The following is a 25005-nucleotide window of genomic DNA, read 5'->3' as shown; positions in this document are numbered from 1 at the left end:
GGCATTATTGCATTATCTATCACCGGGCAGGCTGGCTGCCCGGTGTGTTAGTGTCATCAGGCTGATGCCTGTGCCTTCACCTCACTTGCCATCGCTTGCGGATACAGCACTTCAGCCGAGCCTGCAGAGCGGTTAGTGGCAAGCCAGACATAAAATACCGGCAGTACAAATAAGGTAAACAAAGTACCTATAATCATGCCGGCCACTAAGATAATCCCGATACTGTTGCGGGCCTCGGCGCCAGCGCCTGTTACCAGTACCAGCGGGAAGTGGCCGAGTACGGTAGCGGCAGTAGTCATTAATATCGGTCTTAACCGGGTAGTTGCCGCCTCTATCACTGCAGCCAACTTCTCCTGACCGCTTTCCTGCAAATGGTTGGCAAACTCAACGATTAAGATGCCGTTTTTAGCGATTAAACCGATCAGGGTTACTAAGCCTATCTGGGAATAGATATTGATTGTCGTCAGGGATAAAAACGGCAGTAATAATGCGCCGGCAAGGGCAAGTGGCACACAGCCGAGCAAGATCACCAGCGGATCCCTGAAACTGTTAAACTGCACCGCCAGGATAAGGAAAACAATCACCAGGGAAATGGCCATCACCACAATCAGGCTGCTGCCTTCTTTACGGATTTGCCGGGACTCACCGGCATAGTCCAGATTGTAGTTTGCCGGTAAGATCTGCTGCGCACTTTGCTCTAACCGGGCTAAAGCCTGCTCTTTGGTTACCCCGGGCAAGACCCCGCCATAGATGCGAAAAGCATTGAGGCGGTTAAAGGAGCCCAGCTTTCTCGGGACGGTTTTCCAGCGAATCTCGGTAAAGTCGGCAATAGCAATTAATTCCCCCGAGGGCGCCTTAATGGTTAAATCCAGTATTTTTTCAGGCGAGCGGCTGATATCGCCGTTGATCATAGGGATCACCCGGTAAGCTTTGCCGTTATCATCGAAGCGGTTGACATAATTGCTGGATAGGTAAGTCGACAACTGCTCGCTCACCACGCTGATATCCAGGCCCAAATCGGCTATTTTTTCCCGGTCAAGTTGCAAGTCAATTTGCGGTAAATCGATTTTTAAATCGGTATCGGCATAAAGAAACAGGCCAGACTGATAAGCCGCGGCGATCAATTGATCGGCATAGGGTTTCATCTCGCTAAAAGGAGCCGAAGACTTCACCACCAGCTCAATATCGTATTGACCGGCGGTAGGCAAGGGCGAAGGCAATATCGGCAAGACATCCAGGGCGGTTGACCCAGAAAGGCGGCCATAAACTTCCGGCAATACCTCGGCTGTGCTTAAACTCCGCTGCTGCGCACTTTCCAGTTCCAGCCCACCGAAGCCGCCGTTTGCCAGTAATATTTGCCACATTTGCCGTGCGCCATCAAGGGACATCAGGTTATCGACTATCCCGGGCATATGATTTTCATTGTAGGCCAGCGAAGTATCCGGCGGAGATTGCACCACCAGGGTAATGCTGCTTTGATCTTCTACCGGCGCCAGCTCTTTAGCCGACTGCATATAAAAAGGCACAATCAAGGCCGTCACCACCAGGGCGATCAGCAACATGGAAGATTGATTTTCCATGGTGCGTTTAAGCACATTAGCGTATCCGGATTGTATTTTATCAAAAAGACCATTTACCTTTTTTGTAAAAGCGCCTTCCTGACCGCCTTCACTGGAAACATAGGCACTCATGATCGGCGACAAGGTAACCGCAACCACACCGGAAATAAGCACGGCAATGGCCAGGGTAAAAGCAAATTCCTTGAATAAAACCCCGGTTAATCCGGACAGAAAACCTATCGGCGCATAGACCATGGCCAGGGTAAGTGTCATGGAAATGACCGGTACCAGCAATTGCCGCGAACTGATCAAGGCCGCCTGCATTCTCGGCATACCGCTGCGCATATGGCGGGCAACATTTTCCACCACCACTATGGCATCGTCCACCACCAGCCCCACAGATAACACGATTGCCAGTACGGTCAGCAGGTTCAGGGAAAAGCCCAGCAGCCATATCACGGCAATGGCCCCTAAAATAGAGATAGGAATAGTGACCAGCGGCACTAATGCAGTGCGAAATGAGCCCATTAATAACAGCACCACTAAACCCACCAGGACCACGGTTTCAAGCAGGGTAGTGACGATTTCTTTGAGGGCATCACGCATATACAAGGTGCCGTCGTAAGCCACATTGATATGGAATTTTCCCTGACTGGCGGCATTAATGTCATCAATCACCCGGTAAAGTTTATCCCCGATAGCGATTTCATTGGCGCCGGGCAGCCCCCATACCGAAATATAAACGGTGTCGTCCTGATTGAAACGGGCAGTTGAATTCGCCTGCTCGGAGGCATAGGCAATATCGGCAATATCGCTGAGATAGATAATGCCCTGGTGATCGTTTTTAATGATCAAACGCTTAAACTCTTCAACCGAAGACATTTGGGTATTAGCGACAATATCAATTTTTTGCTGGCTGTTTTCGCTATAACCTAAAGTAGAGATACGGTTATTGGCACTAAGTGCCTGGTAAACCTGATCGGCGCTCAAGCCGAAAATATTCATCTTATCGAGATCCAGCCAAACCCGCATCGCCGGAATACGGCTGCCTTCGATGTCGGCTTTTTGCACGCCATCAATATTCGCTATGATGGGATTGACCTGGCGGTTTAAATAATCGGTGAGTTTTTCCAGCGGCACCCCGGGGGCTTCTACGTTCAGGTAGAATACCGCATAAGGCCGGTCGGTACGCTTTACCGAGACCACGGGATCTTCCGCACCTGAGGGTAATTCAAAACGTATCTGACTTAGCCGGGTATTGAGCTCGGCCAGGGCATCTGTGCTGTTTTCGTTCAGCGCGAGCCAGGCAGTTACCGTGCTGTTGCCGGAGGTGGTGCTGGAGTCAACAAATTCAACGCCGGGCACCGAGGCCGCTGCTTTTTCTATGGTATCGGTGACAAAACCTTTCACCACTTCGGCGGATGCCCCGGTGAAGTTGGTATTGATTTCCAGTGAAGCACTTTCTATTTGCGGAAACTGCAATACCGATATTTTATTCGCCGCAAGCACACCTGCCAGACAAATAAAGATGGATAACACTATGGCGATCACCGGCTTTTGCACGAAGATGTCCATCACTTGTTTTTGGAATTGAAACTTGTCGTTCATAGCAACTCTCCCTGGTTTTGGGCAGGTGAATTGAACCGGGTTTGCACCCCAGGCCATAATTTAAAAGCCCCTTCTGAGGCAATTAACACACCGGGCTCGATACCCGAGTTAACGCTGACTTGATCGGCAAAACGGATACCCAGATCTATTTTTACCTGGTGGGCGCGATAGGCCTCACCTTCTTTTTTCAACACGAACACATAATCACCGAGTTGATCTCTTTTTACCGCCAGCTGCGGGATCAGGGTGAGATCTTGCGCAGGCCCTACCGGAAAATTAACTTTGACCAATTGGTTGGGAGTTAACGTCAGGGCCGACTTGGCTATTTTTGCCCGGTATTTAAGCTGGCGTGAATTAGTATTTAATGCCGGTGATATTGAAACTATGCTCGCTTGCGCTGCTTGTACGTCCCTGCCTTTAACGGCAATATCCACAGCTTCACCTAAGGCCAGTACCGGGTAGGTTTGCGGCACATTAAAGTCAATCCAGATAAAGTCATTATTGCCGATCAGCTCAGTGATCTGGCTGTTGCTGTCAAGATACTGGCCAATCACCAGATCATGGATACCGGCATAGCCGGAAAAAGGAGCGGTGATAATTTTCTTATCTATGATGGCCGCGATACGATCCATCTCAGCTTCGGCTTTAGCCAGCAGTGATTTTGCCTGATCTACCTTATCGTCACTGATGCGGCCACTTTGCTGCAACACCAGATAGCGGTCTAAGGTTTGACGATTTAATGCCGCATCGGCTTTCGCGGCTTTTAACAAGGCATCTTCTTCGCTGTGACTGAGCTCCACCAGTAGCTGACCCTGGCTGACTAAGTCACCCGAGCGGAAATTAAGCCGGGTGATTTTACCCGCCAACTCATTCTTGATACTGGCTTGTTCTACGGCATGGGCCTGGCCTATCAACCCTGTGGTTTGCTGATAGCGCTGCACTTGGGGATAAGTGGCTTTAATACTCATCACCGGCTCAGGCATTGCCTGGTTGTCAGCGGCGTTGGCCAAATGATGCTTAAAATAGAACAGGCTGGACAGGCCTATGGCCAGGATGCCTGAAGTGATCAGCAAAGGATTGAGTTTCATATATTCACCTGTAAATCTGGGTTAATCCTGAAAAGTTGCCGACAGCATATGACCTCAACTATACTTGAGGTCAATAACTTATTTTAAATTTGTTTTGAGATTTTTATGGCATTAACAAAAGAACTTTCGGTAGGCGAAGTCGCCAGTCGTGCCGGGGTTGCAGTATCAACCATTCACTTTTATGAGAGCAAAGGGCTTATTTCCTCTTACCGGGACAGTGCCAACCACCGCAGGTTTCATCGTGATATTTTGCGTAAAATCTCGGTGATCCGCATTGCCCAGCAGGCAGGAATTCAACTGAGGGAAATAAAGGAAGCGTTAAGTACCATACCGAATGATAAAACGGTTTCAGTTAAAGACTGGGAAAGATTGTCCACCAGCTGGCGGCAACAACTCAATGACAGAATCAACCAACTGACAGATCTTAGGGACAACCTGGATACCTGTATCGGCTGCGGCTGTTTGTCGATGAAAAACTGCAAACTTGCCAACCCGGACGACATCTTGGGCAAGGACAGTCCCGGCCCGCATATTTATCACGGCGAGCCATTAACCGATTAATTTATATGGTAAAAAATCCTTGCCGGTAAAAATTGCCTTTGCAGCCGGCAACTAACTTAGTGCCTGTAACAGCCACTGCTTAAATTTTGCAATGCTATGACTGTGAATATTGTGCTCAGGCACCAATAAATAATAACTTAAACCTGCCGGTTTTTGAGTATGCTCCACATAGTTGTATTGTGTTAACCAGCCTTGTGCCAGCGCATTTTTAACAAGCAGCGAACTCACCAGGGCGATGCCCTGGCTTGCCAGGGCCGCCTGAATAATATGATGCTCCTGGGAGAACTTCGATATCTGGTAGCGACTTTTATCCCTTGATGCGCCTTTAAGCAAAGCATGCCAGGTGAACTCGGGAAGATTGGCATTTTGCCACCTTGCTTCTAAAAGGTTTGCCATTTGTCCGGCGGCAATACTTTCAACATAACTTGGGGTGGCATACATGCCTATACTTTCAGTGACCAGATTGGCTGCGTTTTCTAGCGTGTCATCATAGACACCATATCTGATCGCAACATCTATGCTTCTGTCTTTTTCTAAGTCATCAACTTGCTCGCCTGTTTTTACGACAACCTCAATGTTCGGGTGCAATTGATTGAATTTGCTTAAATTCGGCACTAACCACATGGCAGCAAAAGAAGAGGTGGTACTGACGGTAATACTGTTTTTAGTGCTTGCTATTTCACTGACGGTATTAGTCAGCTGCTGTAAAACACTATAGGCCGTTTCGGCTAATCGTTTACCGTCTTGAGTTAATTGAATCGCCCGGGTTTTTCGCACGAACAATAGAGTACCAAGCGCTTCTTCAAGGGCTTTAATTTGATGTGAAACCGCCGTCGGCGTGACATGAAGTTCTTCAGCCGCTTTCTTAAAGCTTCCTGATCTTGCCGCAGCATCAAACACTCTGATGCTGTTCAGCGGGGGGAGTTGGGCATACACCTTTAAACACCATAGATAAGTTTTTCTCATCTATAAGCTAGTATTCCTCGTTTGTCAACAACAAGCGACAGCAGCACAATAACGCCATGAATTATTCAAACAAACGGCTGGAATAAATATGGCAACAGTATTACGTATAGACACAAGTGCAAGAAGAACAGATAACCAAGTTCAAGATTACAACTCAATTTCTAAAAGCCTGGCAGCGCACTTTACCGATAACTGGCTCACCTTAAATAGTGAAGATAAAGTTATCTATAGAGACTTAGGGTTAAATCCGCCCGAGTTTATCAGCCAGGATTGGATTGCTGCGGTATTTACCCCGGATGAAAAACGCAGTGCAGCACAAAAAGCGCTTTTGGTTTTATCCGACACCTTAATTGATGAAGTGGCTCAGGCTGACATCATAGTGATCTCTGCTCCCATGTATAACTACGGTATGCCGGCGGTACTTAAAGCTTGGTTCGACCAGGTGGTGCGCATTAATAAAACCTTTACCTTTGATTTGGCCAGGGGTGACTTTCCGTTATCACCAACGATGTCGGGGAAAAAGCTCATTCTCATTTCTTCCAGCGGCGAGTTCGGCTTTGAAGCAGGCGGGATCAGAGAAAAGATGAACCACTTAGGCCCGCATGTTAAAACGTTAAGCAAATATTTGGGCGTAGAAACCTTTTATGAGATTAAATCTGAATACCAGGAATTTGCCGATGAGCGACACCAAAAATCGCTTAACGATGCATATCACGCTATTGACGATTTGGTAAAACAGCTTGCTTAAGCTTTAGGTGATTAGCTGCAAAGGCAGATTAATGCTTTGCCTTATCTCAAGATAATGTCTTTGCAGTAAAAAATAAAAGCACGGTCATCCATTACAGCCTTAAGGCCTCGCAATAAGATGACTGTGCTTTATCAAGGGCAGGGCAGCGTGCCACATCAAGCTGAGAAGAGGCTAATATACTGCCATGCCCGATAAAAACTGCGGTTTATTGTTATTATTCGCCTTCACCCACAGGTTCGGTAGAAGTTGATAAGAATCCGCGTCCCTGCGCATAGTATACATATACCGGTTTTTCATTACGCAAGACATCCAGAACCCCTTCAAACATGCTTGAAGGCAAATGCATTTTGATCCTGCCGCCGCTTTCCGAGTCTTCCTCAAACTTCATTTCAGGATCATTAAACCTGACAAAGGCTACCGTATTACCACTACTGTCATACAATGCAATCTGCGCCCGATTTGTTTGATAGCCGTTGGGACTGCCATACATCAGCACGTGATACTTCATTACTTGTGTTGCCATAATATGTACCTTAATTTAGATTGAACGCCGGCTTATACTGCTTGCGGCATGACTGCCGGCGGATAAGACATGCCATTTAACTTTATTTTTATCGACGTATTGCCCGTACTGTCATCACAGGCTGCTATGTAGCAGACCAACAAGGGATATCCCGGGCGTAAACTGTTGTCCCTACCCTTATCCACTGTCCGGTAACAGCGCTTGCCCCGTGCATTGATACACAGAGTCGGTTTCGCTGCCGGGATGGAATCGATATGTAGCGCGGGTAACTGACTGACGGGAATGATAAATAAAACACCCGATCACCATTTTTATATAATGGCGCCGTGATAGTGGCGAGTGACCTTCATCCATGATATATCCCTGCTCGCTGGGAGAGAAATTTACAGCCTGCTGGCCGTAATCCTTAGAATTCTCTTAAAGGTAGAAGAAAATCTCTAAAGTTCAAATAAATAGATTAGTTTTTAGCAATTCAGGGAAGTTAAAGCAGGCATCCGTCCATTATTTGATAGCATGTGAGCTTTTTATTAAACACTTAATTTGGGCGGCGAGCACGACAAGATTTCGGGAGGTAGATGCAGCCATGTTAACCGAAACTTTCAGGAGCTGGCTCCCGTTTTTTATCACTTTTCAGATACAAGACATCCATCTGATTTATAAGTTTTTTTAAGAAAAGTTGTACAAATTCCCTTTCTGCATATTCACTGCATATTTCAATGATACCCTTACTTTAGCCCCCTCATGAAAATTACTATCACAATACCCAGCAAATAAAACCTGGGGATTTTGCATGATAGAGATCAACACATATAAGGCCGTTCGGCATCCTTGCCAAGCGCCATATATTTAAGGAAAGCAACCTATGAATATTTACTTAAAACTCAGGAACAATATCTTCTACCCCCTCAGTTTTTTATCGCTTTTTCTGCTGATAACAGCCAAGGAGGCATATGCTGAAACCGATATCCAGCCACAACAATTGATTGTAAACACCCTTTCAGCCAGTGAAATCAGCTTGTCGTGGCAAGCACCGCAAGACAGCGCCACTGTCAAGGAATACCTGATTTTTAGAAACGGCGAACAAGTCGCGACCACCCAAGAGACTACTTTTGTCGATACTGAGTTAAACGCCAATAGCAGCTACAGTTATTACATCGTCGCCACCGACGAGCAAAGCGCCCCGGGCGAGCCATCAAACAGCGATACGGCAACAACCCTGGTCAGCAATGATAACGACGGCTTAAATAACGGCTCGGTGATCACCCTGGTAAATTTGAACCTGCGAAATGTTTGCGGTGTCAGGACAATTGCCGATGTACCGGCAGAAAATCTGGATAGCTGTTTAGACCAAGTGATAGAGGCTTTCACCTTGAAAGAAAGCGTTGAAGATATCAGGGCCTTTGTCGCCCGCTTAAGGCGTCAGGAAGATCCTGCCCTGGTCGATCTCGGCATGCGTCTTTTCCACAGTAAGTCCTTAAGCCAGAACAATGACACCGCCTGTTCTTCCTGTCACCATCCGGCCATAGGCTGTGGCAGTGACGGCTTGTCATTACCGATAGGGGTTGATGCCGACAACCCGGACCTGCTCGGCCCGGGCCGGGCCGATGGCAATACCGTACCTTTGGTAGGTCGTCATTCTCCGCAAATTTGTAATTCGGCGCTTTGGGTTCACAGTATGTTTTGGGATCAGCGCATTGTGTTAGAAGATTTCCGCACCGATCCTGTTGGCCAGGTTTCAACCAAAGAGATCAGAACCCCCGAACGCGATGTCACCCGAAGCATGGCAGCAGAAGTAGATAGTGCCGACCCGCTAAGGCTGTTAATTGCCCAGGCACATTTTCCGGTTACCGCGGCAGAAGAAATGGGCGATACCACAGGCTTTGACTCCCCTCAGTCTTATAGAAACCATATCGCCACTAAACTCACCACCGACTGGAAAGATGAGTTTAATCAAGTATATGGCAGCGAAGACGTTACCTTTATGCGTACTGCCCGGGCGCTGGCTGCTTATGAAGCTTCCTTCTTATTTATCGACAATCCTTTCTTCGATTATGTTGGCGGTGACCGCGACAGCTTAACGGAAGATGAAAAACGCGGCGCGTTATTTTTCTATACCGGCGCAGGCTGCTCCAACTGTCATGACGGCGCCTTATTTACCCCAGACAGAACCCGTCCGCCGCTTTATCCGCAAATTGGCGCCAATGCCGTGGCTGATGGCAACAACCAGGAGCAATTTAGAATGCCGAGCCTGCTAAATGTTGGCCTTACCGCCCCTTATGGCGACAAAGGCGTATTTCCTACCCTGGAGCGGGTGATTGAACATTATTCTAATACCCACCAGTCACTACTTGATTATTATGAAAATAACGAAACCTGTGATCTGCCCCAGTTCCAGCACTTGTCGGATGAAGAATGTGAGAGCGTAGTCGGCGGAGGTAAAGAGTATATCCTGGCGAGAATGGAAACCGACGGTACCATAGATGCCCCGACCCCGAACTTTACCGAACAGGAAGTTGCCTACCTTGCCGCCTTCCTGCACTCGTTAACAGATAAAAGCGCCATGGCCGGCAGCAATGAAATCAATGCCTTAATCCCGCCAAGAGACGGCGGCCCGGACGGCAATCAGCTTGATGCCGAAGACAAGGATGGCAATCCGCTATAAGCGATACCTTGTTTTGTTGTAATAAAAGGCTTCAGTTTTGTGCTGAAGCCTTTTTTGTCATTATGTCCCGTCCTGGATAAGCCGTTTTAAAGTGAAAGTTAGCTTGTTAGCGCTGATAGAGCCTAAAACCTCAAACCCTGAGTTCATATTCGTACCAAAACAGCTTGTAATCGCCCTTACGACACAACCGGCGTACCAAAAAGTTCCGCAAAAAAATCGATGGATATCTGCTCCATATAGATGTTACTTTGCTTAAGTTTGCCATTCAAATAAACTGTTTTCATTCGTAAAGCATAACCCTTTGCTTCTTCTGTTTTGCCAGAAAACAACAAAGATTCAATCAGCATGATACCCGCCTCAAGGGTGGTATAGGCATCGGCAGCCTGTATTTTCATAAACCCTTCAAAGCATGGTCTCAGTACCTTTTCTGCTTTCTCATAGGCATTACTCCTCATATAAGCAAGCGCTATGGAACGCATAGTGCCCAAAGTATAATAATTCTCGATGCCGAACACTTCTTTTTGGATGGTTAAGTTCTTTAAATGTAAAGCCAACCCGCTTTGATAATCACCTTTCATCTGGTAAAAAGTGGCCAGGTTATTGCGCGAATGTGAGGTCTCGGGATGCTTTAGTCCCAATACCTGTTCTCTCAACGCCAGCAGCTCTTTCATTTCTTTAATGGCGCTTTCCATCAACGGCTTGTCTTTATTTTTTCGTCCTTTAACAAATTTTCCGATAGCCACATTATTCATCAGGCTCAAAGTTTCAGTGTGCCTGGGTCCTAAATGCATTTGAGCAATAGACAAGTTTTCAGTATAAAGTTCCAATGCTTTATCCTGATTTGAATGCCGGGTTACTTCACCAAGTTCGGTATAAAGCCGGATCATTTCCAAATCACTTCTTTCAAGATATTGCGATTTAATCGATATTGCCTGATTCAGGTTTTCCAGTGCTTTTTCCTGTTGCCCCAGGCCGGAGCGGGAGCGCCCCAGGGTAAATAACAAGCTTGCCTTGATATCCTGTTCATTATCATTAAAGTCATCGAGCTTTTCTTCGGCGCGGTCCAGTAAATCGACCACCTTGAGGTTCATGCTGCCTTTTCTCGGGTCAGCAGAAGCTAAGATATCGGTAATAAAGCGGTTAATGGCATTACTCTTTGCCAATTCATTTTCAGCCAGCTGTAGCGCTTGCGACTCTTTATATAAAGACCAGGAGCTGATCGCCGCCGCCGATATCAGGCTCAAAAAAACGCTCAGCGAAATAGCCACAGCCCAGCGGTTACGTTGCAGGTATTTCTTAAAAAAGTAACGCCGGTCACCGGAAACAGCCGACAAAGGATAGTTATTTTGCCATCGCTCGATATCAGCGACAAAGGCTTCCACGGAGGCATACCTGAGATCCGGCTCAAGCGCGGTAGCTTTTTGAATCAAGGCTTCAAACTCGTGGTTCAATTGCCCTTTGAGCCTTTTTGCCGTTAACCGGCGTTCATCCGCAATAACTTGCAAGGCTTGCTGAGTTAACTCAAACCCGCTAAAAACGGAAATATCGCTTTGTTTTTGCCGCAGCAATTCATCCAATGTCAGTCCTTCACGGGCGAAGGGCTGTGAGCCGGTCATTAACTCGCACAGCAGCAACCCCAGGGCATAAATATCTGAGCGGACATCGGCCTTTTCATCCCCCTGCAATTGCTCCGGGCTCATATAGGCAGGGGTACCCAGGATACTCTGGGCTGAATGCACATTTTTTATTTCGTCGGGGTCAGAGGTTTGAAAATGCCCGGCAATGCCAAAGTCGATGATCTTCGGCTCTCCCTGGTCATTTACCCGGGTGATCAATATATTCTGGGGTTTAATATCGCGATGCACAATCCCCTTTTGATGGGCATATTGTATGGTATTGGCGATCTTAATAAACAACTGTATCCGCTTGCTGATCGACAAACGGTTTTCATCGGCATAAGTAATGAGATCAACCCCCTCGATAAGCTCCATAACAATGAATGCATGGTCATCGGCGGTAGTGCCGGCATCATAAATGTGGGCAATATGGGGATGTTTAAGTTGCGCCAGAATATTCTGTTCGTATTGCTGTTGTAAGACATTGGAATAGGCCAGCTTTTGCCGCGAGAGCTTGATCGCCACCTGATGCTCGAACTGCTCATCGTCACGACGGGCTTTATACACGACCCCCATGCCGCCCTCACCAATCACCTCAGTGATCAAATAACGGCCGATACGATCTCCGGCATCAAGCTCAAGTTGGCTATTTAATAATTGATGGGCATTTTTGAGTACCAGGGTGCGCAAACCCGGCTGGTCTCCTTGTCCAGCCTCCGCATCCAGCAGCTTTTTCACTTCAGATTTCACCAGTAGCGGTTCATCCAGAGCATCCAGCGCTGACATTTGTTGTACCAAAGGCAATTCGATAATTTGCTCGAAGTGTTGCTTGATCTTTTTCCAGTTATTACTGTCCATGTATTGTTAATCTTGTTATTTATTGTTGATAGGGGGTTGGCCGCCAGGTGCCAGACCGCTGCGTAACTAGTGCTGACACCTTAACCAGGCCTGCGCCACCCGGATTTCCCTTTCCACTGTCGATAATGAAAGTCCGGTCACGTCGGCCACTTCGGGATGGGTTAAGCCACCAAAGATCGACAGCTCCAGCATATTGCACGCCCGCTCGTCGAAAGCGGTGAGTTTATGTAATAAGTCATCCAGAACTATCAGCTCTTCCGTCGCCTGATGATGGGGCAGGGAATCTTCATCGAAAGTCATCTGGTCTTGCAGCGACACCCGCTTTTGGGCATTTTTCCGCTTGGCATGGTCGACCAGAATACGGCGCATGGTTTTCGCGGCAATGGCCATAAAGTGCTTTTTATCTTGCCAATCGACATCCACTTGCGCCAGACGCAAAAAGACTTCATTAACCAGCGCCGTTGCCTGCAGCGTATGGGAAGTGTTTTCCCTGGCCATATATGCCCGCGCCAGCCGGTGCAACTCTTGAACGATTAAGTCATCCAGTTCCAGTTTGGCGGCTTGATTGCCGTATCGCCAGTGGTGGAGCGTTTGTGTAATGAGGGTAGTGACATCCTGGGTCATAAAAAAACATATTCCGTTAAACAGGGCGGTAGTATATCAGTTCCAGATAAGCGATTAAATTGCCTAAACCGATTAAGAACAACAAATAGCCGATTAAATTTCATCATATCACGCGAAACTCCCTCGAAAGTGCAAAATTTCACCGGCTGAAAAGTTTTTTCATTTTTTTTGAGGGGATTTCTGAAGTTCTTTCGCTTTAACAGGTGAACGATTCAGATAAATACACATTAAGGAAATATCTATGTATAAACTTGTTCGTAGGCATCCTTTGCCAGCTGCTGTTGCCCTGTCTCTGGCAGCCGGCTCATTTTCAGCCGCTGCGGCTCCAGCCTATCAATTACCGTCAACCGATTTAAAAAATGCGATGTCTGAGACCCTGAGCTCGGCGACATCGAACTCGCTGAGCCAAACCGGCGACACCATGCGCTACCAGCTCGACAGTTTTAAGGCAGATATTACCTGTTTCAACGGCTGGGTGGATATCTCAGATCAATACAGCAGCCATAATGCCTACTATCAGTGTGAAGGTTCGGTGCAGTTTTCGCCGGTTGCCGGAGATTTAGAAGGAATCATAGGGTTTACCGTCAATAGCTACCAGGTCATTATCTCTGACAACGGTGAATTCTTCGGTGAATTACGGGAGATTCCTAACCTGGGTTTCGACGGCGCCAATTTGCTGACCGACAATATGAGCGGCAGCCGCTTTGCTTTTGCCGTGGCCAAGGGCGCGATCTTAAACGATTACGCCAAGGTTAAAGTTGGCTTACCCGACAACCGCATCATGGCCTTTTTCGATTTATCTTATACCGACGGCGGTAAGATGGCATTAACCGACTCAATCGAAGCCTCGGTTGGTAGCAACTCTGCCAGCTTTAAATTTGTTTTAGACTGGAAAGATCCGCTTTACTATTTTGAAACCAACTTATTTACCAAAGGTGCATTAAGTTCCAGCCCGGTGCAGCTTACCTCACAAGGGCTTTCTTATCACGGCCGCCTGGGATTTGACGCCGATTATCCTTTATGGGATGGCAACAGCTGGCAGGGGGCAACGTTCAACGGTCAGCACTGGGAAGTCAGCGATAACTTTGATTCGGAAAAATTCAATCAAGACGGACATTTAGTTCTTGGCGGTAAGGTTAAATTTACCCCGTACCCCATTTCTGTCGATGGCTTGTTCAACGTTGACTTTGACCAAAACAACGATGGCCTGGGCGGCGGGCAAGGTTTTAACGACAAAGTGTCCAAGAAACTGACAGAGCTGGCTTCAGATACCCAGCTTGCCGGTAACGGCACCTTGGCAGTAGATCTGGGCGATGTCTCAGGCATTGGCTTTTCAATGAACCTGGGAAAAGGCTCAGTTAATTTTAACACCGCCAAAAAATCATTCTCATTTTGGGCAAATAGCCTGGATCCACTTGAAGGCGGCATTGCCGGGAACTGGATAAAAAAACTGCTCAAAGGCCTTCAAACACCTGACGTGCAGATCTACGGTCATATGGATATCGACGACAACGGCCTTTCCAGCTACGACAGTTTCTTTAAAGCAGATCTTTCCCACCACGGTTTTCTCTTAAAAGGTTCACAAAGCATGAACTACAAGACACCGGGTGTAAAAGACGGTTTTACCATGGATGGCCACTTTGGTTACAAAGGCGCTGATATTGGCTTTACACTGGAAGCGAGTGAGCACTCTTGTAACACCACCATAGACACCGGTATTAACGTGAACATCGCAGGCCACAACCTGGGCAGTGCCTCTTTTGATTTGTGTCAGGCCGTTGATAACTCATGGATCCCCGTTTCCGGCATAGTCAATGTTGCCGGAAATGCCATTAACGTTATCGGCAACACCAGCGCAACAGCCGTCGATACTTTATCGTCAGAAGCACATCAAACAATAACCTTAGTTAACGGCAGGGTAGAAGAAGCCACGGTAGAATTAAAAGAGGCCGGGGTAACCGTTAAAAATGCCGCGATGAAATATGGCAACAAAGCACACAGGTTTGTTATGGGAGACTTAAACTATGCGTCAGGGACACATTTCGCACAAAAGTTTAGTAGCTACATAGCTAAAAACGGCTTAAGCACCGGAAACTTATCGCTCGGCGGCGGCGGCCTCATCAAATGGAAAACCTTTAAAATATACGGTGACGGTAAATACCGTGGCGAAGTTAATGGTAGCAATGCTGCCGCAAAACACGAAACCCAGCTAAAAGTGGAGTTCTGTGCGAAAGTAAAGGTTGCCGGTAAAGGCAAGAAAACCTGTAAAACAGATCATTTGGACACCATAACCGGTAACCTGGATGCAAATGGTTGCTTTTCAACACCTGGCATGAATAAATCATTTAGTTTGTTAGGCATTAAGGTTAAATTCCCTATTCCGTCTAAGAAATTTTGTATGTTCTAAACCGCGAGTTGTATTGCAAAAAACACAGCCTTGGCTGTAATGCCGGTCAGTTAAGCGCTGACCGGCTTTTTTAGCATGTTGGGGCAACTTTTTTCACCGTGGAGCAGTGATTAAGTTTGCTGCTATTCAACTGCCTGGGAACGGCTCCCGGTAATAAGAATGGCAGGACGACTAATCTCCTTTTTAACAGGGTTTGCACGGAAAACAACGGTTCAAATTTATCCTCAAAAAAAGACCAATTCACTATTGATTTCCTCCTGAATTGGTCTTTCCTTAATAATGCTATCCCAGTCTTAAAAGAGAGCATTTATTGCAGCAGTTCTTCCAATGAACAGCGGCAATAACAGGCGTTACTACCAAGCAAAAGTAGTAACTTAAGTCGCAACCCCTGAGTGGTAGGACACTCAGAGGTCGCTAACCACAACGAACTCAGCGGAGTAAGTCATGGCTAAATGTCATCATACGCCAGAGCCAGCCTCGGCAAAAGTAAAATATCCCATTTATCGGCAACTTACCGTACAAGAGACGGTTTGCAACACGGCAACAAAAACCCGCGGCATAGGCATTAACTATGTGCCGGTCAAGCTTGAGCCCTGTGTGATACTCAGGGGAAAATGGCTGCGGTTGGCCGGTTTCCCGGTCGGGCAAAAGATCAGTATTGCTGTCAATCAGGCAGAGCTGGTCATCACACCTAAGCAGGAGGAGGCAAAGCTGTCGGCTGAAAACTAAATCAGGGCTTTATTAAAAAGCCACAAACTAAACTGCTGTGCCTTAAAGCTGGTACAGCAGTTTTATCATTCGGGATAAGGCTGATGAATATTGCTGGCTGATGCCGGACAAACCAGCCAAAAAAGTTACTTAACCCCATTTATGCTTGACCACGTAAACTTGGACTGATGTGTGGCCAAAACCAGTTGGCCACTTCAATGCGATTACTATTAAAGTAAGCTCCGAATAATCGTCAATACTCTTAAACGAATAATAATAACTGAACGGATATTTAGGATGAAAAAAATACTGCCAACAAAGTTTTATTGGCTTTGGGGGCAGGTTTTGGTTTAGCCGTGAGTTCCGTTGACCATTCTGCGCCTGATTGTGAATACCTAACTTATCAATACGAGCATGGCACAGGTGAAGAAGCAAGAGAGGCATGTCGCCTTTGCTCTTTTGGCTGCAATTTTCCATAGATCCTGCCTGCGCTATTGCTCTGGCTGTCGTACTACTTTTAAATGACTTTTATCATTAATCGATTGATTATTTAATACTAAAAACTGGACAGCCTAAAATTAATTATATCGTCGGCCTAGTTTTTGGGGATATGATTTTTAGCTGTTCAGCTTTGCAGGCCGTAGACTGAGGCGCTTGATTTTAAGGCGCTTCAGCCTTAGCGAAACTTTCGTACTGCTGGACTTCAAACCCCTAACCTAATTCAAAGGTGGTAATACCGAATACTTTATCATTGGCGATATCAGGTAAACCCTTTTGGTACATTCGTGCAGTAGCGAAAATAACCTTCATGCCTGCACACTCCGCTAAAGTCACCGCATCTTTATTAATTTCGGGCACATCTAGCAGCACGGTCTCTCCTTCAATATCGGTTTGCACAGCGTTTAACAACTGCTCTGCCACATCGGCGTTGTCCGCAAATAGAGGACCAATTTTGTAGCCTTCAACACAACGCCGCCTGACAATATATCCTTGAAGAACATCATCAACACGGTATACCAAAGACATTCCTTCGGCTTGTTCAAGCCACTCTTTCAGGAAAAGTTCTCTAGGGGCAGGAAAGCACTGACGGTCATAGGCTAAAAGCTGTGCCAAGTCTTCACGATTCACAGGTTTGATCGCTGCGGAATTAAATTTTTTATTGGCTGCAATCAACTTATAACGGCGATTTTCATAATAGGGTACATAACCTATACGCTGATAAATTTTGACATTCTCTAACACGCCATCAATGCCGACGTTCCGGTCACCACAATAGGCTAAACGGTGTTGTGTGAGAGCTAACCCATAACCCTTGCCGCGATACTCGGGCGCTACAATATACAAGCCACAAAAAGCAAAGTGTTCATCATACACAGTGGCGCTACCCACAGCGACTGCTTGACCACCAACTTCGCCAACGAAAAAGCCACTGGGATCAGCCTGGTGAAATAGGGCAGCATCGTAGCGGCCAGGGTTCCAGCCTTCTCGTTCAGCCCAATTGATTGCCAGACCTAATTCTTCAGCGTTCATTGTACGAATAGATAGTGTTGTGTCCGTCATCATTTACCTCGCGATGAATAATTGAAGTGCCCTTAATAAAATACCGTCAGCCAAAGTGTTTCAACCTCGAAATCAGTCCAGGCAGGCCTGCATTTTGTAGCAGTTACTATAGCAGGAGATAAAACTGAGTGTAATAACAAGATCATCCTACAGCCGGCGATTAAAGAGGTCCTGCGTTTAGATTACGAGACAATTCTACTTTTAGCTTCAATTATTTTTTTGGGGGATTACCGTCTTGCGCTTGCTTATGTACTTTTTGACGGCTCCGGTAAGGTGATAGGCAACTATTTAACTGTAATATTTTCCTTGGTAAAAGTTTGCTTAAATCCCCCAGATAATTGAGTATAATCAAAGCTTAACCAAGCCAGGACAACCTTGTTTGCTTAGTGCGCTACTGGTTTTGAAAAAGGAGTTCTCTATGACTGAAAGTTTTTATGCTTACTGCGGCCTGCTGGCATCCGTCTGGATAGTGTTCGGTGTCTTTATTGCCGCAAAGCGTTACCAGGGTTATAACCATGCCAAACAGTTTTGCAGCGAACTGGGCGCAGTCGGCAGCCCCACAGAAAAATTTTCACCACTCATCAATAATTATCCCCTGGGTGTTTTATTTTGTCTTTTTGGTTACTACTTGATTGCATCGGCTACGCATTCGATATTGCTGATGGCGATAGGGGGACTGGTGATTGTCCATGGTTTAGGGACCTTAGTCGCCGGTTTTTTTCCTATGGACGCCGATCCCTACACCAAAAATCCAACAACGGCGTGTAAAATACATTCTTGGGCAGGTTTTATCATGTTATTGTCGCTCTACATTGCGCCGATTTTAGCCCTGTTCGAATCAAGCTTTACTCTCTATTTCAAACTCTTTTCCCTGGCCTGTTTTCTTTTATCTGTCTATTTCACCGTTACCCTGGCAAAAGCAATTAAAAAACAGAGTAATCCCGGCACCCATCAAAGACTAGGGTATGGTGTACAACTTTTCTGGTTGTCTGGCTTATCCATATTAGTGGCGCAATAAAAACCGGCAGTGACTGTCTATAGGAAAATCCATGAATATAAGAGTATCGACCGAGCAGGATAAGCAAGACATTTTCCAGCTTCATCGGGATACATTTGAAAAAGATGAAGCTGAGGCCGTCGCCCAACTGACGCTTGATCTGCTTGAGGATAATACCGCCTTACCCCTACTTTCTTTAGTTGCGGAGCAAGACGGGGAAATTATCGGCCATATTCTTTTTTCATCGGCATCCGTTGAAGGAACAGATATAGGACAGGGCTATATACTCGCCCCGCTTGCAGTGCAAAGTAATCACCAGGGGCGTGGCATCGGCACGGCGCTTATTCATAAGGGGCTTGAAACCCTCAAAGCGCGCCATGCCTGCTTTGTGTTGGTGCTCGGAGATCCTAAATATTATTCTCGGGTCGGTTTTACAGCAGGGCACGGCATCAGTCCGGCTTATGAGTTGGCGTATCCCCAAGCCTGGATGGCGCTGGAATTAAAAAAAGATGCACTAAAAAATATTAAAGGTAAAGTTCAATGTGCAAGATCACTCAGTCCGGCACAGTTTTGGTAACGCAGCCCGCTGCCGACAACAGGCACATAAAAACAGTCAGGCATATCTGCCGGCATTTACACAACAAACAAGACTCACGGAGGTTTAACTAATGTACGGCTTATTACTTGCGCTACACTTGCTGGCGGCCACAATCTGGACCGGGGGTCATATTGTGCTATCCATGGTGATCTTGCCAAAAGTACTCAAGCAGCGCTCGCCGGAGCGACTGTTAGACTTTGAGTCCGCCTATGAAAAAATCGGCATGCCGGCGCTGGTCATCCAGGTAGTAACAGGCCTGATGCTGGCGCATCACCTGCTGCCCGATGTCGGTTTATGGTTTGATATGTCTAATCCGGTAGCCCATGGCATTGCCGCCAAATTAAGCTTGCTGGCCCTGACGGTAATGTTCGCGTTGGACGCCAGGTTCAGGGTGATTCCGAAACTCTCTGAAGACAACCTGGTTGATATGGCGCTGCATATTATCCCGGTAACCCTTTTTTCGGTGCTGTTTGTCCTTGCGGGGGTTTCCTTCAGAGCCGGTTGGCTGGCTTAAATACAAAGTCGTTGTCAGTTCTTTGTTAAACACTTACCAACAAAAAGAAGACATCTGCACTTATTATTGAGCCAGATTAATCGAAGCTGCGGCTTGCTCCAGCAGGGCCGGGCGGATACCGCTGCCGGATAACACTATTTTAGCGGCATCAAGAATTTGCCCGGACAGGCTGCCTTGTCTGTCCCGGCACCAGCGCATTAAAGTCCCCGTAACCGCGTCTATGGCTATAGTCGCTATAAGTTCAGGATTACCCTCTTGATTATTCTGCCAGCCGTTATCCGGTAACTTTTTTAATGCCGTGGTGATAATTTCCTTGGTTTTGGCCACTTCTTGCTGGTCAAATTTGAGCAAAGGGGTCAACTCCCGGGTATATTCGCACTTGTAAAACGACACGGTAAACAAGGCGATTAATTCGGGAGATTTCTCCACCTCGCTGGCGTAATACGCCAGCGATTGAAATAACCCGCTCAGGGGCTCCGCCGCCTGTTCGAGCATATTGGTGGCTTGTTCATCCAAAGGCTGTGAATAGGCTTCGACTATGGCTTCAAAAATTTCTAGCTTGTTTTTAAAGTGCCAGTAAAACGCCCCCTTAGTGACTCCGGCCGCCTTGGAAATATCATTGAGCGTGGTGTGGGCAACACCATGCTCGCTGAAATGCATTAAGGCGGCGTGGATCAGGGTTTTACGGGTACGTTCTGCTTCTTCTTTCGTTTTTCTGGCCATAATCTGTATTGTCAGGGGCAGGCGTTAAGCCGGCCCGGTTTGCTGCTGGTGCGAGACTAACATATACATTGTCGGAATGACAATCATGGCCACCACGGTTGATGCCAGCAGGCCAAAGATGATCGCCATGCAAAGGGGAAACCAGATGGGATCGCTATAAGCCAGCGGAATAAGCCCGACCATAGTGGTAACCGTTGTGCCTAAAATAGGCCTCAATCTGTCTGCCGCGCCGCTGGCGCAGGCTTCCACCAGGGGCTTGCCGTCATCTATATGATTGTTCATGGTATCCACCATCACAATGGCGTTATTGACCACTATGCCTACCAGGGCAATCAAACCTATCATCGCCGGGAAGGAAAATGCGATGCCGAACAGCCAGAAACCGGTGAAGGTGCCGATCAAGGCTAAAGGTATAGTGATCAATACCACCAGCGGCAGTTTAAAGGAGTTCAGCGCCAGGGTAAGCACGGCAAACACCATAAAGATGGCAACAGCAAATACCATACCGGCAGCACCGTAGGTTTCTTCCGAACTTTGTGCCTCACCGGCAAAGTGATAGCTATAACCCTGGGGCCAGTTTTGTTCGAAGGTTTCCATGCTGGGTTGCAGGCGCTGAATGACCTCGCCGACGGTAATGCCTTCGAGTTTACCTTTTACCGTAATTGAGCGTTGGGTTTTGTTATGGGTAAAAACCGGCGGCGTTTCACTCAATTCATAATCCGCCAGGTTACCTCCCGGCACCAGGTGTCCCTGCGGACTGAAAATATTAATCAGGCTGATCTCCGCCATAGATCTCGGGCCGCCTATCTCTTCACCCCGGCTTTCCCAGTAGGTGCTTAAACGAATTTTTAAATCGTCCTCAATCCCGGCAATCTTAAATTTACCGTATTCGTCTGCTTCTGTGGCAATACGCAACTGGCTGGCAAAGTCCTGCTCTGTGATGCCGTGGAAGTTTAATGCTTCGGCATTGGCAATCACCCTGACCTGGCTTTTCCACGGGCCCAGGTTGTTACGAACATCGGTGACTCCTTCGATAGCGCTCAACTCGTGCTCTACCTGCCGGGCAATTTCGCTCAGGGTTTCCATGTCTGCACCCTGCAACACCAACTGCAAGGGGTCGTCACTGCTGGAGCCGCCCACTTCGGGTTTAAACAAGACCGTGATCCCGGGTACATGATACAAGGTTTGCTCCAGTCCCTGCCTTAAGCTTTCAACATATTGATAACCCAACTTATCCCGCTCGCCTTTAGGTACAAACAAGGCAGAAAAACCTATCAGGTTAGGGCTTTCGTTAAGGGAGAGCTGTTCGGTGATGGAGCCGACGGCGCGCGGGCTCTTTTTCCCCACGTACATGGCAACATTTTCAAAAAAGGGCTGCTGCCTGAGGTAGTCACCGGCGAGTTTGGCCACTTCACGGCTTTTCTCCAGCGGGGCATCCGGTGCCAGCTCTATGGTGATCGCCAGGTTACGGCCATCCGCCTTGGGATAGAGCAGGGAGGGCAGGGTGGTAAACAAATAGATGGACACCAGCCAGACTCCCAGCACTGCCATCAGCCAGCTTAGTGCCTGTTTACGGCTTTTCAGGGCATTTTTCAGCAGCCAGGCGCGCAGCTTGCTGCCGGCCAGTCTGGCAAAACGGTCAACCTGGCTGGGACCGGCATTGTCGGTATTTTTCAATAAAAATTGCGACAGGGAAATACAGATCACAAAGGCAATGATATAGCTGAAGATCAGACACAAGACAGCAGTGATCGGGATCAAACGGATAAATTTACCGTCGATACCGCCAATGGCCATCATAGGCGCCATCGCCAAAATGGTGGTGAGCTGGCCGGAAAATGCCGGCATGGCATAGGTTTTTACCGTTGCCATGGCGGCATCGGCAAAAGACATTTTTTTCTCATAAAGATGATCATGCATGCCTTCCATTACCAGGATAAAGACATCCACCAGCATACCCAGCGCCAGGACCATGCCGATGATCACCATAGTATTTAGGGTATAACCCAGCATCCCCAGCACCAGCAGTACCCCGAGGAAGGTAAGCGGAATTGCCAGCCCGGCAATCAGGGCTTCGCGCCAGGTCAGCAGTACCATTAAGATAATAAACACCGCCAGCATCGCCTGCCAGATATTGTTGAAAACGTTGTTAAATGACTCTTCGATGATCTCGCTTTCATCGCTGATGACGGCGGCCTTAAGCCCTTTCGGCCAGAAACTTTGCTGTTCGAACTCAGCCATCAGGGTTTTAACTTCATTGATCAGGGTAATGGTATCGACCCCGGGACGTTTTTTCACGCCAAGGGATACCCCCTGGGTGAACTGTGAGCCATGCTGGGAAAAGTAAGTTTCCGACTTTACCTTGTCCAGTCCCTTATATACCAAAGCAACTTCTTCCAGGCGCACCACACGGTTATCGCCCATACGGTAGACCGGCAAGGCCCGTAATTTTTCAATACTGTCGAAACGGCCCGCCAGGTACAGCTGGATAATGGTTTCGCTGTTGTCAAATTCGCCCCAGCTCATATCCTGGTTGGCTTCTTCGATACGCTGGCGCACAATATTGGGGGAGATACGCAGGGACTGTAACCTGTGGGGCAGCAGGCGCACATGTACGCTGGTTTCACGATAGCCGCCTTTTTCAACTTTTTTTACCCCGGATTGCGCTTCCAGGCGTTTTTCGATGCGTTTTACTACCTGGCTAAAAGCGTAGTCGTCAAGGTCGCCGTAGAGCATATATTCGATCACCGGCGAGTCATTAACGGAAACCTGCTCTATCAGCGGTTTCTTTACCGCCTGCGGGAATTCCGCCTGACCTTCATCTACTTTGGCGCGCAGCTGTACCATGGCATCGGAAATAGAAATATCGGTATTAAACTCTACCGCAATGATGGCAAAAGAATATTGCGAGCCGCTTTGCAGCTTTTTCAAGCCCTTTAAACCATTGAGCACATCTTCTAACGGCTTGGTGACTTCTTTTTCTATTTGCTCTGCGGCGGCCCCCGGCCATTCCACCGTGATAAGCGCCTGGGGAATTTCCAGATCCGGGTTGTTTTCTTTCAGCATGGCGTTATAGGCCAGTACGCCGCCCAGCAGCAAGACCCCCAATAATAAGGAGGAAATAACTTTTTCGACAAACAACTTATAGGCAAAAGAAGACTTATTCATGCAAAGACTCCTGCACCAGACGTACATCGCTGCCGTCCACCACTTTGTGCTTGCCTTCGGTGATCACCTGCATGCCGGTACTGAGACCACGGGTGATTTCCACCTGGTTCAGATCCTCGATACCGGTTTGTACTGCCACCAGTTCGGCTTTATTCTGCTCTGTTACCGCATAAACATAAGGTTTATTGTTGCGGGTCACGATAGCACTGTTGGGCACCAGGGTGACATTTTCTTTTTTATCCACCATGATCCAGGCGGTAACATGCATACCGTCTTTTAATAGTCCGGCACCCGAGCGGGTATGTACTTTCACTTCTATCGCCCTTTGCTCCAGATTAATACTGGGGCTGACGGAATAGACAACACCTTGGCTCACCTGATTGCCGCTAAAGCCGCTTTTTGCCGCCGCCAGCAGTTTCGCCGGACTCCAGCTGAGAAATACCGCCTGGTTTTCCTGTAACTTGTCACCGGCATAATAGGGAACATTAAGGGTGACTTCATACTCCCTGGTATCAACAACGACCATGGCAGACGAGGCTTCCCGCTGGCGGTCACTGGTGGCTGCCGCCGGACCGCCCCAATAATCCCCCTGGCGTACGTTGACCTTACGCAGCACCCCGTCAAAAGGGGCAAAAATACTGGTTTTTTCCAGGGCAACCTTAGCCTGGTTCAGCTGGGCAAGGGCCGATTTTTCCTGGCTCCTGGCCGCAGCCAGCTCGGCTTTGGCGGTGGTTAACGATTCTTTGGCATTTAACAGTTCGGTACGGGAAGCCTCATATTTTTCTTTTGGGATCAGCTTTTTTTTCCAGACAGACTCGTTACGGGCAAAGCTGTTTTTTGCCAGCTGCAGGTTATTTTCCACCTGTTTTAACTGAGAGTCCGCCTGGGCAATGCGCAGGCGGGCGGCATTTAAAGCGGCTTCGAATTCACGGACCGACTCGATATCGGCCCTTTCGTCAACCCGGGCAAGTAACTGGCCGAATTTCTCCCCAGCTTTAGGGCCATAAACCCGGCTACCGGCGCGCAGCGGGATCTGGTTATCGTCACTGGCGATAAAGGTGATTTTGCCGCCTTTTTCAAAGCTCAGGTATTCACGGCGAATGCCCTGTGCGACCCCTTCACTGAAAGCCCAGTCATAGACAGTACCCGTTTCTACTGCAACCGCCCGTACCGGCTGACGCTTGACTTGCGATGCTGAAACTGAGCTAAAAGCGGTGCAGCTTAAGAGCATACACAAGAGATAGTTTCTTAGCCTGAATGTTCGGGCCGGGAAGGTAGTTAAGTAACGCTTACCTGGATTTTTTCGTTTTGACATTATACATACCATCGAGAATGTTTATTTTGGCGGGATTTTACATACTCCTTGGTATGTATGCAACGAATTGTTTAAATTCCATGCAAGCGGGGGGAGGTTAATGGCTACAAATCGACCGCCCGGCAAGGCTTCCAAGCGCAGCTATGTTTTGCAACACCAGCTGGCTTTTGACTTTTTTCTGAATAAGCCGAGCCAGCATCAG

Annotated in this window: 18 protein-coding genes; 8 read left to right on the top strand and 10 right to left on the bottom strand. The window is 47.7% G+C overall.

Annotated elements, in window-relative coordinates; genetic code table 11:
- Positions 1-56 precede the first annotated feature (56 nt).
- Both QL234_RS11840 and QL234_RS11835 read right to left on the bottom strand, forming a co-directional pair.
- Positions 57-3167, bottom strand: a complete 3111-nt coding sequence (locus QL234_RS11840; protein WP_281558047.1) for an efflux RND transporter permease subunit — start codon at positions 3165-3167, stop codon at positions 57-59.
- Positions 3164-4255, bottom strand: coding sequence for an efflux RND transporter periplasmic adaptor subunit (locus QL234_RS11835; protein WP_281558046.1), 1092 nt, complete (start codon positions 4253-4255; stop codon positions 3164-3166). The genes QL234_RS11840 and QL234_RS11835 overlap by 4 nt, the downstream gene beginning before the upstream one ends.
- A 105-nt stretch (positions 4256-4360) precedes the next feature.
- Between QL234_RS11835 and soxR the strand changes: the two genes are divergently transcribed.
- Positions 4361-4816: a redox-sensitive transcriptional activator SoxR gene (gene soxR, locus QL234_RS11830; protein WP_281558045.1), complete on the top strand. Its 456-nt coding sequence runs from the start codon at positions 4361-4363 to the stop codon at positions 4814-4816.
- Positions 4817-4867: 51 nt separating this feature from the next.
- Here soxR and QL234_RS11825 read toward each other — a convergent pair whose 3' ends face one another.
- Positions 4868-5752, bottom strand: a complete 885-nt coding sequence (locus QL234_RS11825; protein ID WP_281558044.1) for a LysR family transcriptional regulator — start codon at positions 5750-5752, stop codon at positions 4868-4870.
- 118 nt (positions 5753-5870) lie between these two features.
- Between QL234_RS11825 and QL234_RS11820 the strand changes: the two genes are divergently transcribed.
- Entirely contained in the window at positions 5871-6530 is a 660-nt protein-coding gene (locus QL234_RS11820; RefSeq protein ID WP_281558043.1) for an NAD(P)H-dependent oxidoreductase, read from the top strand.
- Positions 6531-6744: 214 nt separating this feature from the next.
- Here the strand turns inward: QL234_RS11820 and QL234_RS11815 are convergent, their stop codons facing one another.
- Complete coding sequence (locus QL234_RS11815) at positions 6745-7053, bottom strand: hypothetical protein (RefSeq protein WP_044835609.1); 309 nt, start codon at positions 7051-7053, stop codon at positions 6745-6747.
- A gap of 862 nt (positions 7054-7915) precedes the next feature.
- Between QL234_RS11815 and QL234_RS11810 the strand changes: the two genes are divergently transcribed.
- On the top strand, positions 7916-9715 hold the full coding sequence (locus QL234_RS11810) for a cytochrome c peroxidase (protein ID WP_281558042.1): 1800 nt from the start codon (positions 7916-7918) through the stop codon (positions 9713-9715).
- 176 nt (positions 9716-9891) lie between these two features.
- Here QL234_RS11810 and QL234_RS11805 read toward each other — a convergent pair whose 3' ends face one another.
- Together QL234_RS11805 and QL234_RS11800 are read right to left on the bottom strand one after the other, a co-directional pair.
- Entirely contained in the window at positions 9892-12189 is a 2298-nt protein-coding gene (locus QL234_RS11805; RefSeq protein WP_281558041.1) for a serine/threonine-protein kinase, read from the bottom strand.
- Positions 12190-12255: 66 nt separating this feature from the next.
- Complete coding sequence (locus QL234_RS11800) at positions 12256-12813, bottom strand: ECF-type sigma factor (RefSeq protein ID WP_281558040.1); 558 nt, start codon at positions 12811-12813, stop codon at positions 12256-12258.
- Between the two features lie 241 nt (positions 12814-13054).
- Between QL234_RS11800 and QL234_RS11795 the strand changes: the two genes are divergently transcribed.
- Both QL234_RS11795 and QL234_RS11790 read left to right on the top strand, forming a co-directional pair.
- Complete coding sequence (locus QL234_RS11795) at positions 13055-15220, top strand: hypothetical protein (RefSeq protein ID WP_281558039.1); 2166 nt, start codon at positions 13055-13057, stop codon at positions 15218-15220.
- Positions 15221-15664: 444 nt separating this feature from the next.
- Positions 15665-15949: a SymE family type I addiction module toxin gene (locus QL234_RS11790; protein WP_281558038.1), complete on the top strand. Its 285-nt coding sequence runs from the start codon at positions 15665-15667 to the stop codon at positions 15947-15949.
- A gap of 690 nt (positions 15950-16639) precedes the next feature.
- Here QL234_RS11790 and QL234_RS11785 read toward each other — a convergent pair.
- On the bottom strand, positions 16640-17491 hold the full coding sequence (locus QL234_RS11785) for a GNAT family N-acetyltransferase (RefSeq protein ID WP_281558037.1): 852 nt from the start codon (positions 17489-17491) through the stop codon (positions 16640-16642).
- A gap of 415 nt (positions 17492-17906) precedes the next feature.
- Between QL234_RS11785 and QL234_RS11780 the strand changes: the two genes are divergently transcribed.
- The 3 genes from QL234_RS11780 (at position 17907) to QL234_RS11770 (ending at position 19597) form a co-directional block, all read left to right on the top strand.
- Positions 17907-18506, top strand: a complete 600-nt coding sequence (locus QL234_RS11780; protein WP_281558036.1) for a DUF998 domain-containing protein — start codon at positions 17907-17909, stop codon at positions 18504-18506.
- Between the two features lie 31 nt (positions 18507-18537).
- Positions 18538-19062 carry an N-acetyltransferase gene (locus QL234_RS11775; protein ID WP_281558035.1) on the top strand — a complete coding sequence of 175 codons (525 nt, stop codon included), beginning with the start codon at positions 18538-18540 and terminating at the stop codon, positions 19060-19062.
- Positions 19063-19153: 91 nt separating this feature from the next.
- Entirely contained in the window at positions 19154-19597 is a 444-nt protein-coding gene (locus QL234_RS11770) for a CopD family protein (protein WP_281558034.1), read from the top strand.
- A 63-nt stretch (positions 19598-19660) separates the two neighbouring features.
- Here the strand turns inward: QL234_RS11770 and QL234_RS11765 are convergent, their stop codons facing one another.
- From QL234_RS11765 to QL234_RS11755, 3 genes are read right to left on the bottom strand one after another with little or no spacing between them, the layout of a single operon-like run.
- On the bottom strand, positions 19661-20320 hold the full coding sequence (locus QL234_RS11765; RefSeq protein ID WP_281558033.1) for a TetR family transcriptional regulator: 660 nt from the start codon (positions 20318-20320) through the stop codon (positions 19661-19663).
- A 24-nt stretch (positions 20321-20344) separates the two neighbouring features.
- Positions 20345-23488 (bottom strand): efflux RND transporter permease subunit, encoded by a 3144-nt coding sequence (locus QL234_RS11760; RefSeq protein ID WP_281558032.1) that lies wholly within the window; start codon positions 23486-23488, stop codon positions 20345-20347.
- The gene (locus QL234_RS11755) at positions 23481-24803 is read right to left on the bottom strand and encodes an efflux RND transporter periplasmic adaptor subunit (RefSeq protein WP_281558031.1); all 1323 of its coding nucleotides are present in this window, start codon (positions 24801-24803) and stop codon (positions 23481-23483) included. Before QL234_RS11755 ends, QL234_RS11760 begins: the two co-directional genes overlap by 8 nt.
- Positions 24804-25005 lie beyond the last annotated feature (202 nt).

The organism is Thalassomonas sp. RHCl1 (assembly GCF_947387555.1).
Classification (GTDB): Bacteria; Pseudomonadota; Gammaproteobacteria; order Enterobacterales; family Alteromonadaceae; genus Thalassomonas.
The sequence above is the reverse complement of the archived record's forward strand: the minus strand, read 5'-3'. Positions and strand labels throughout refer to the sequence as shown.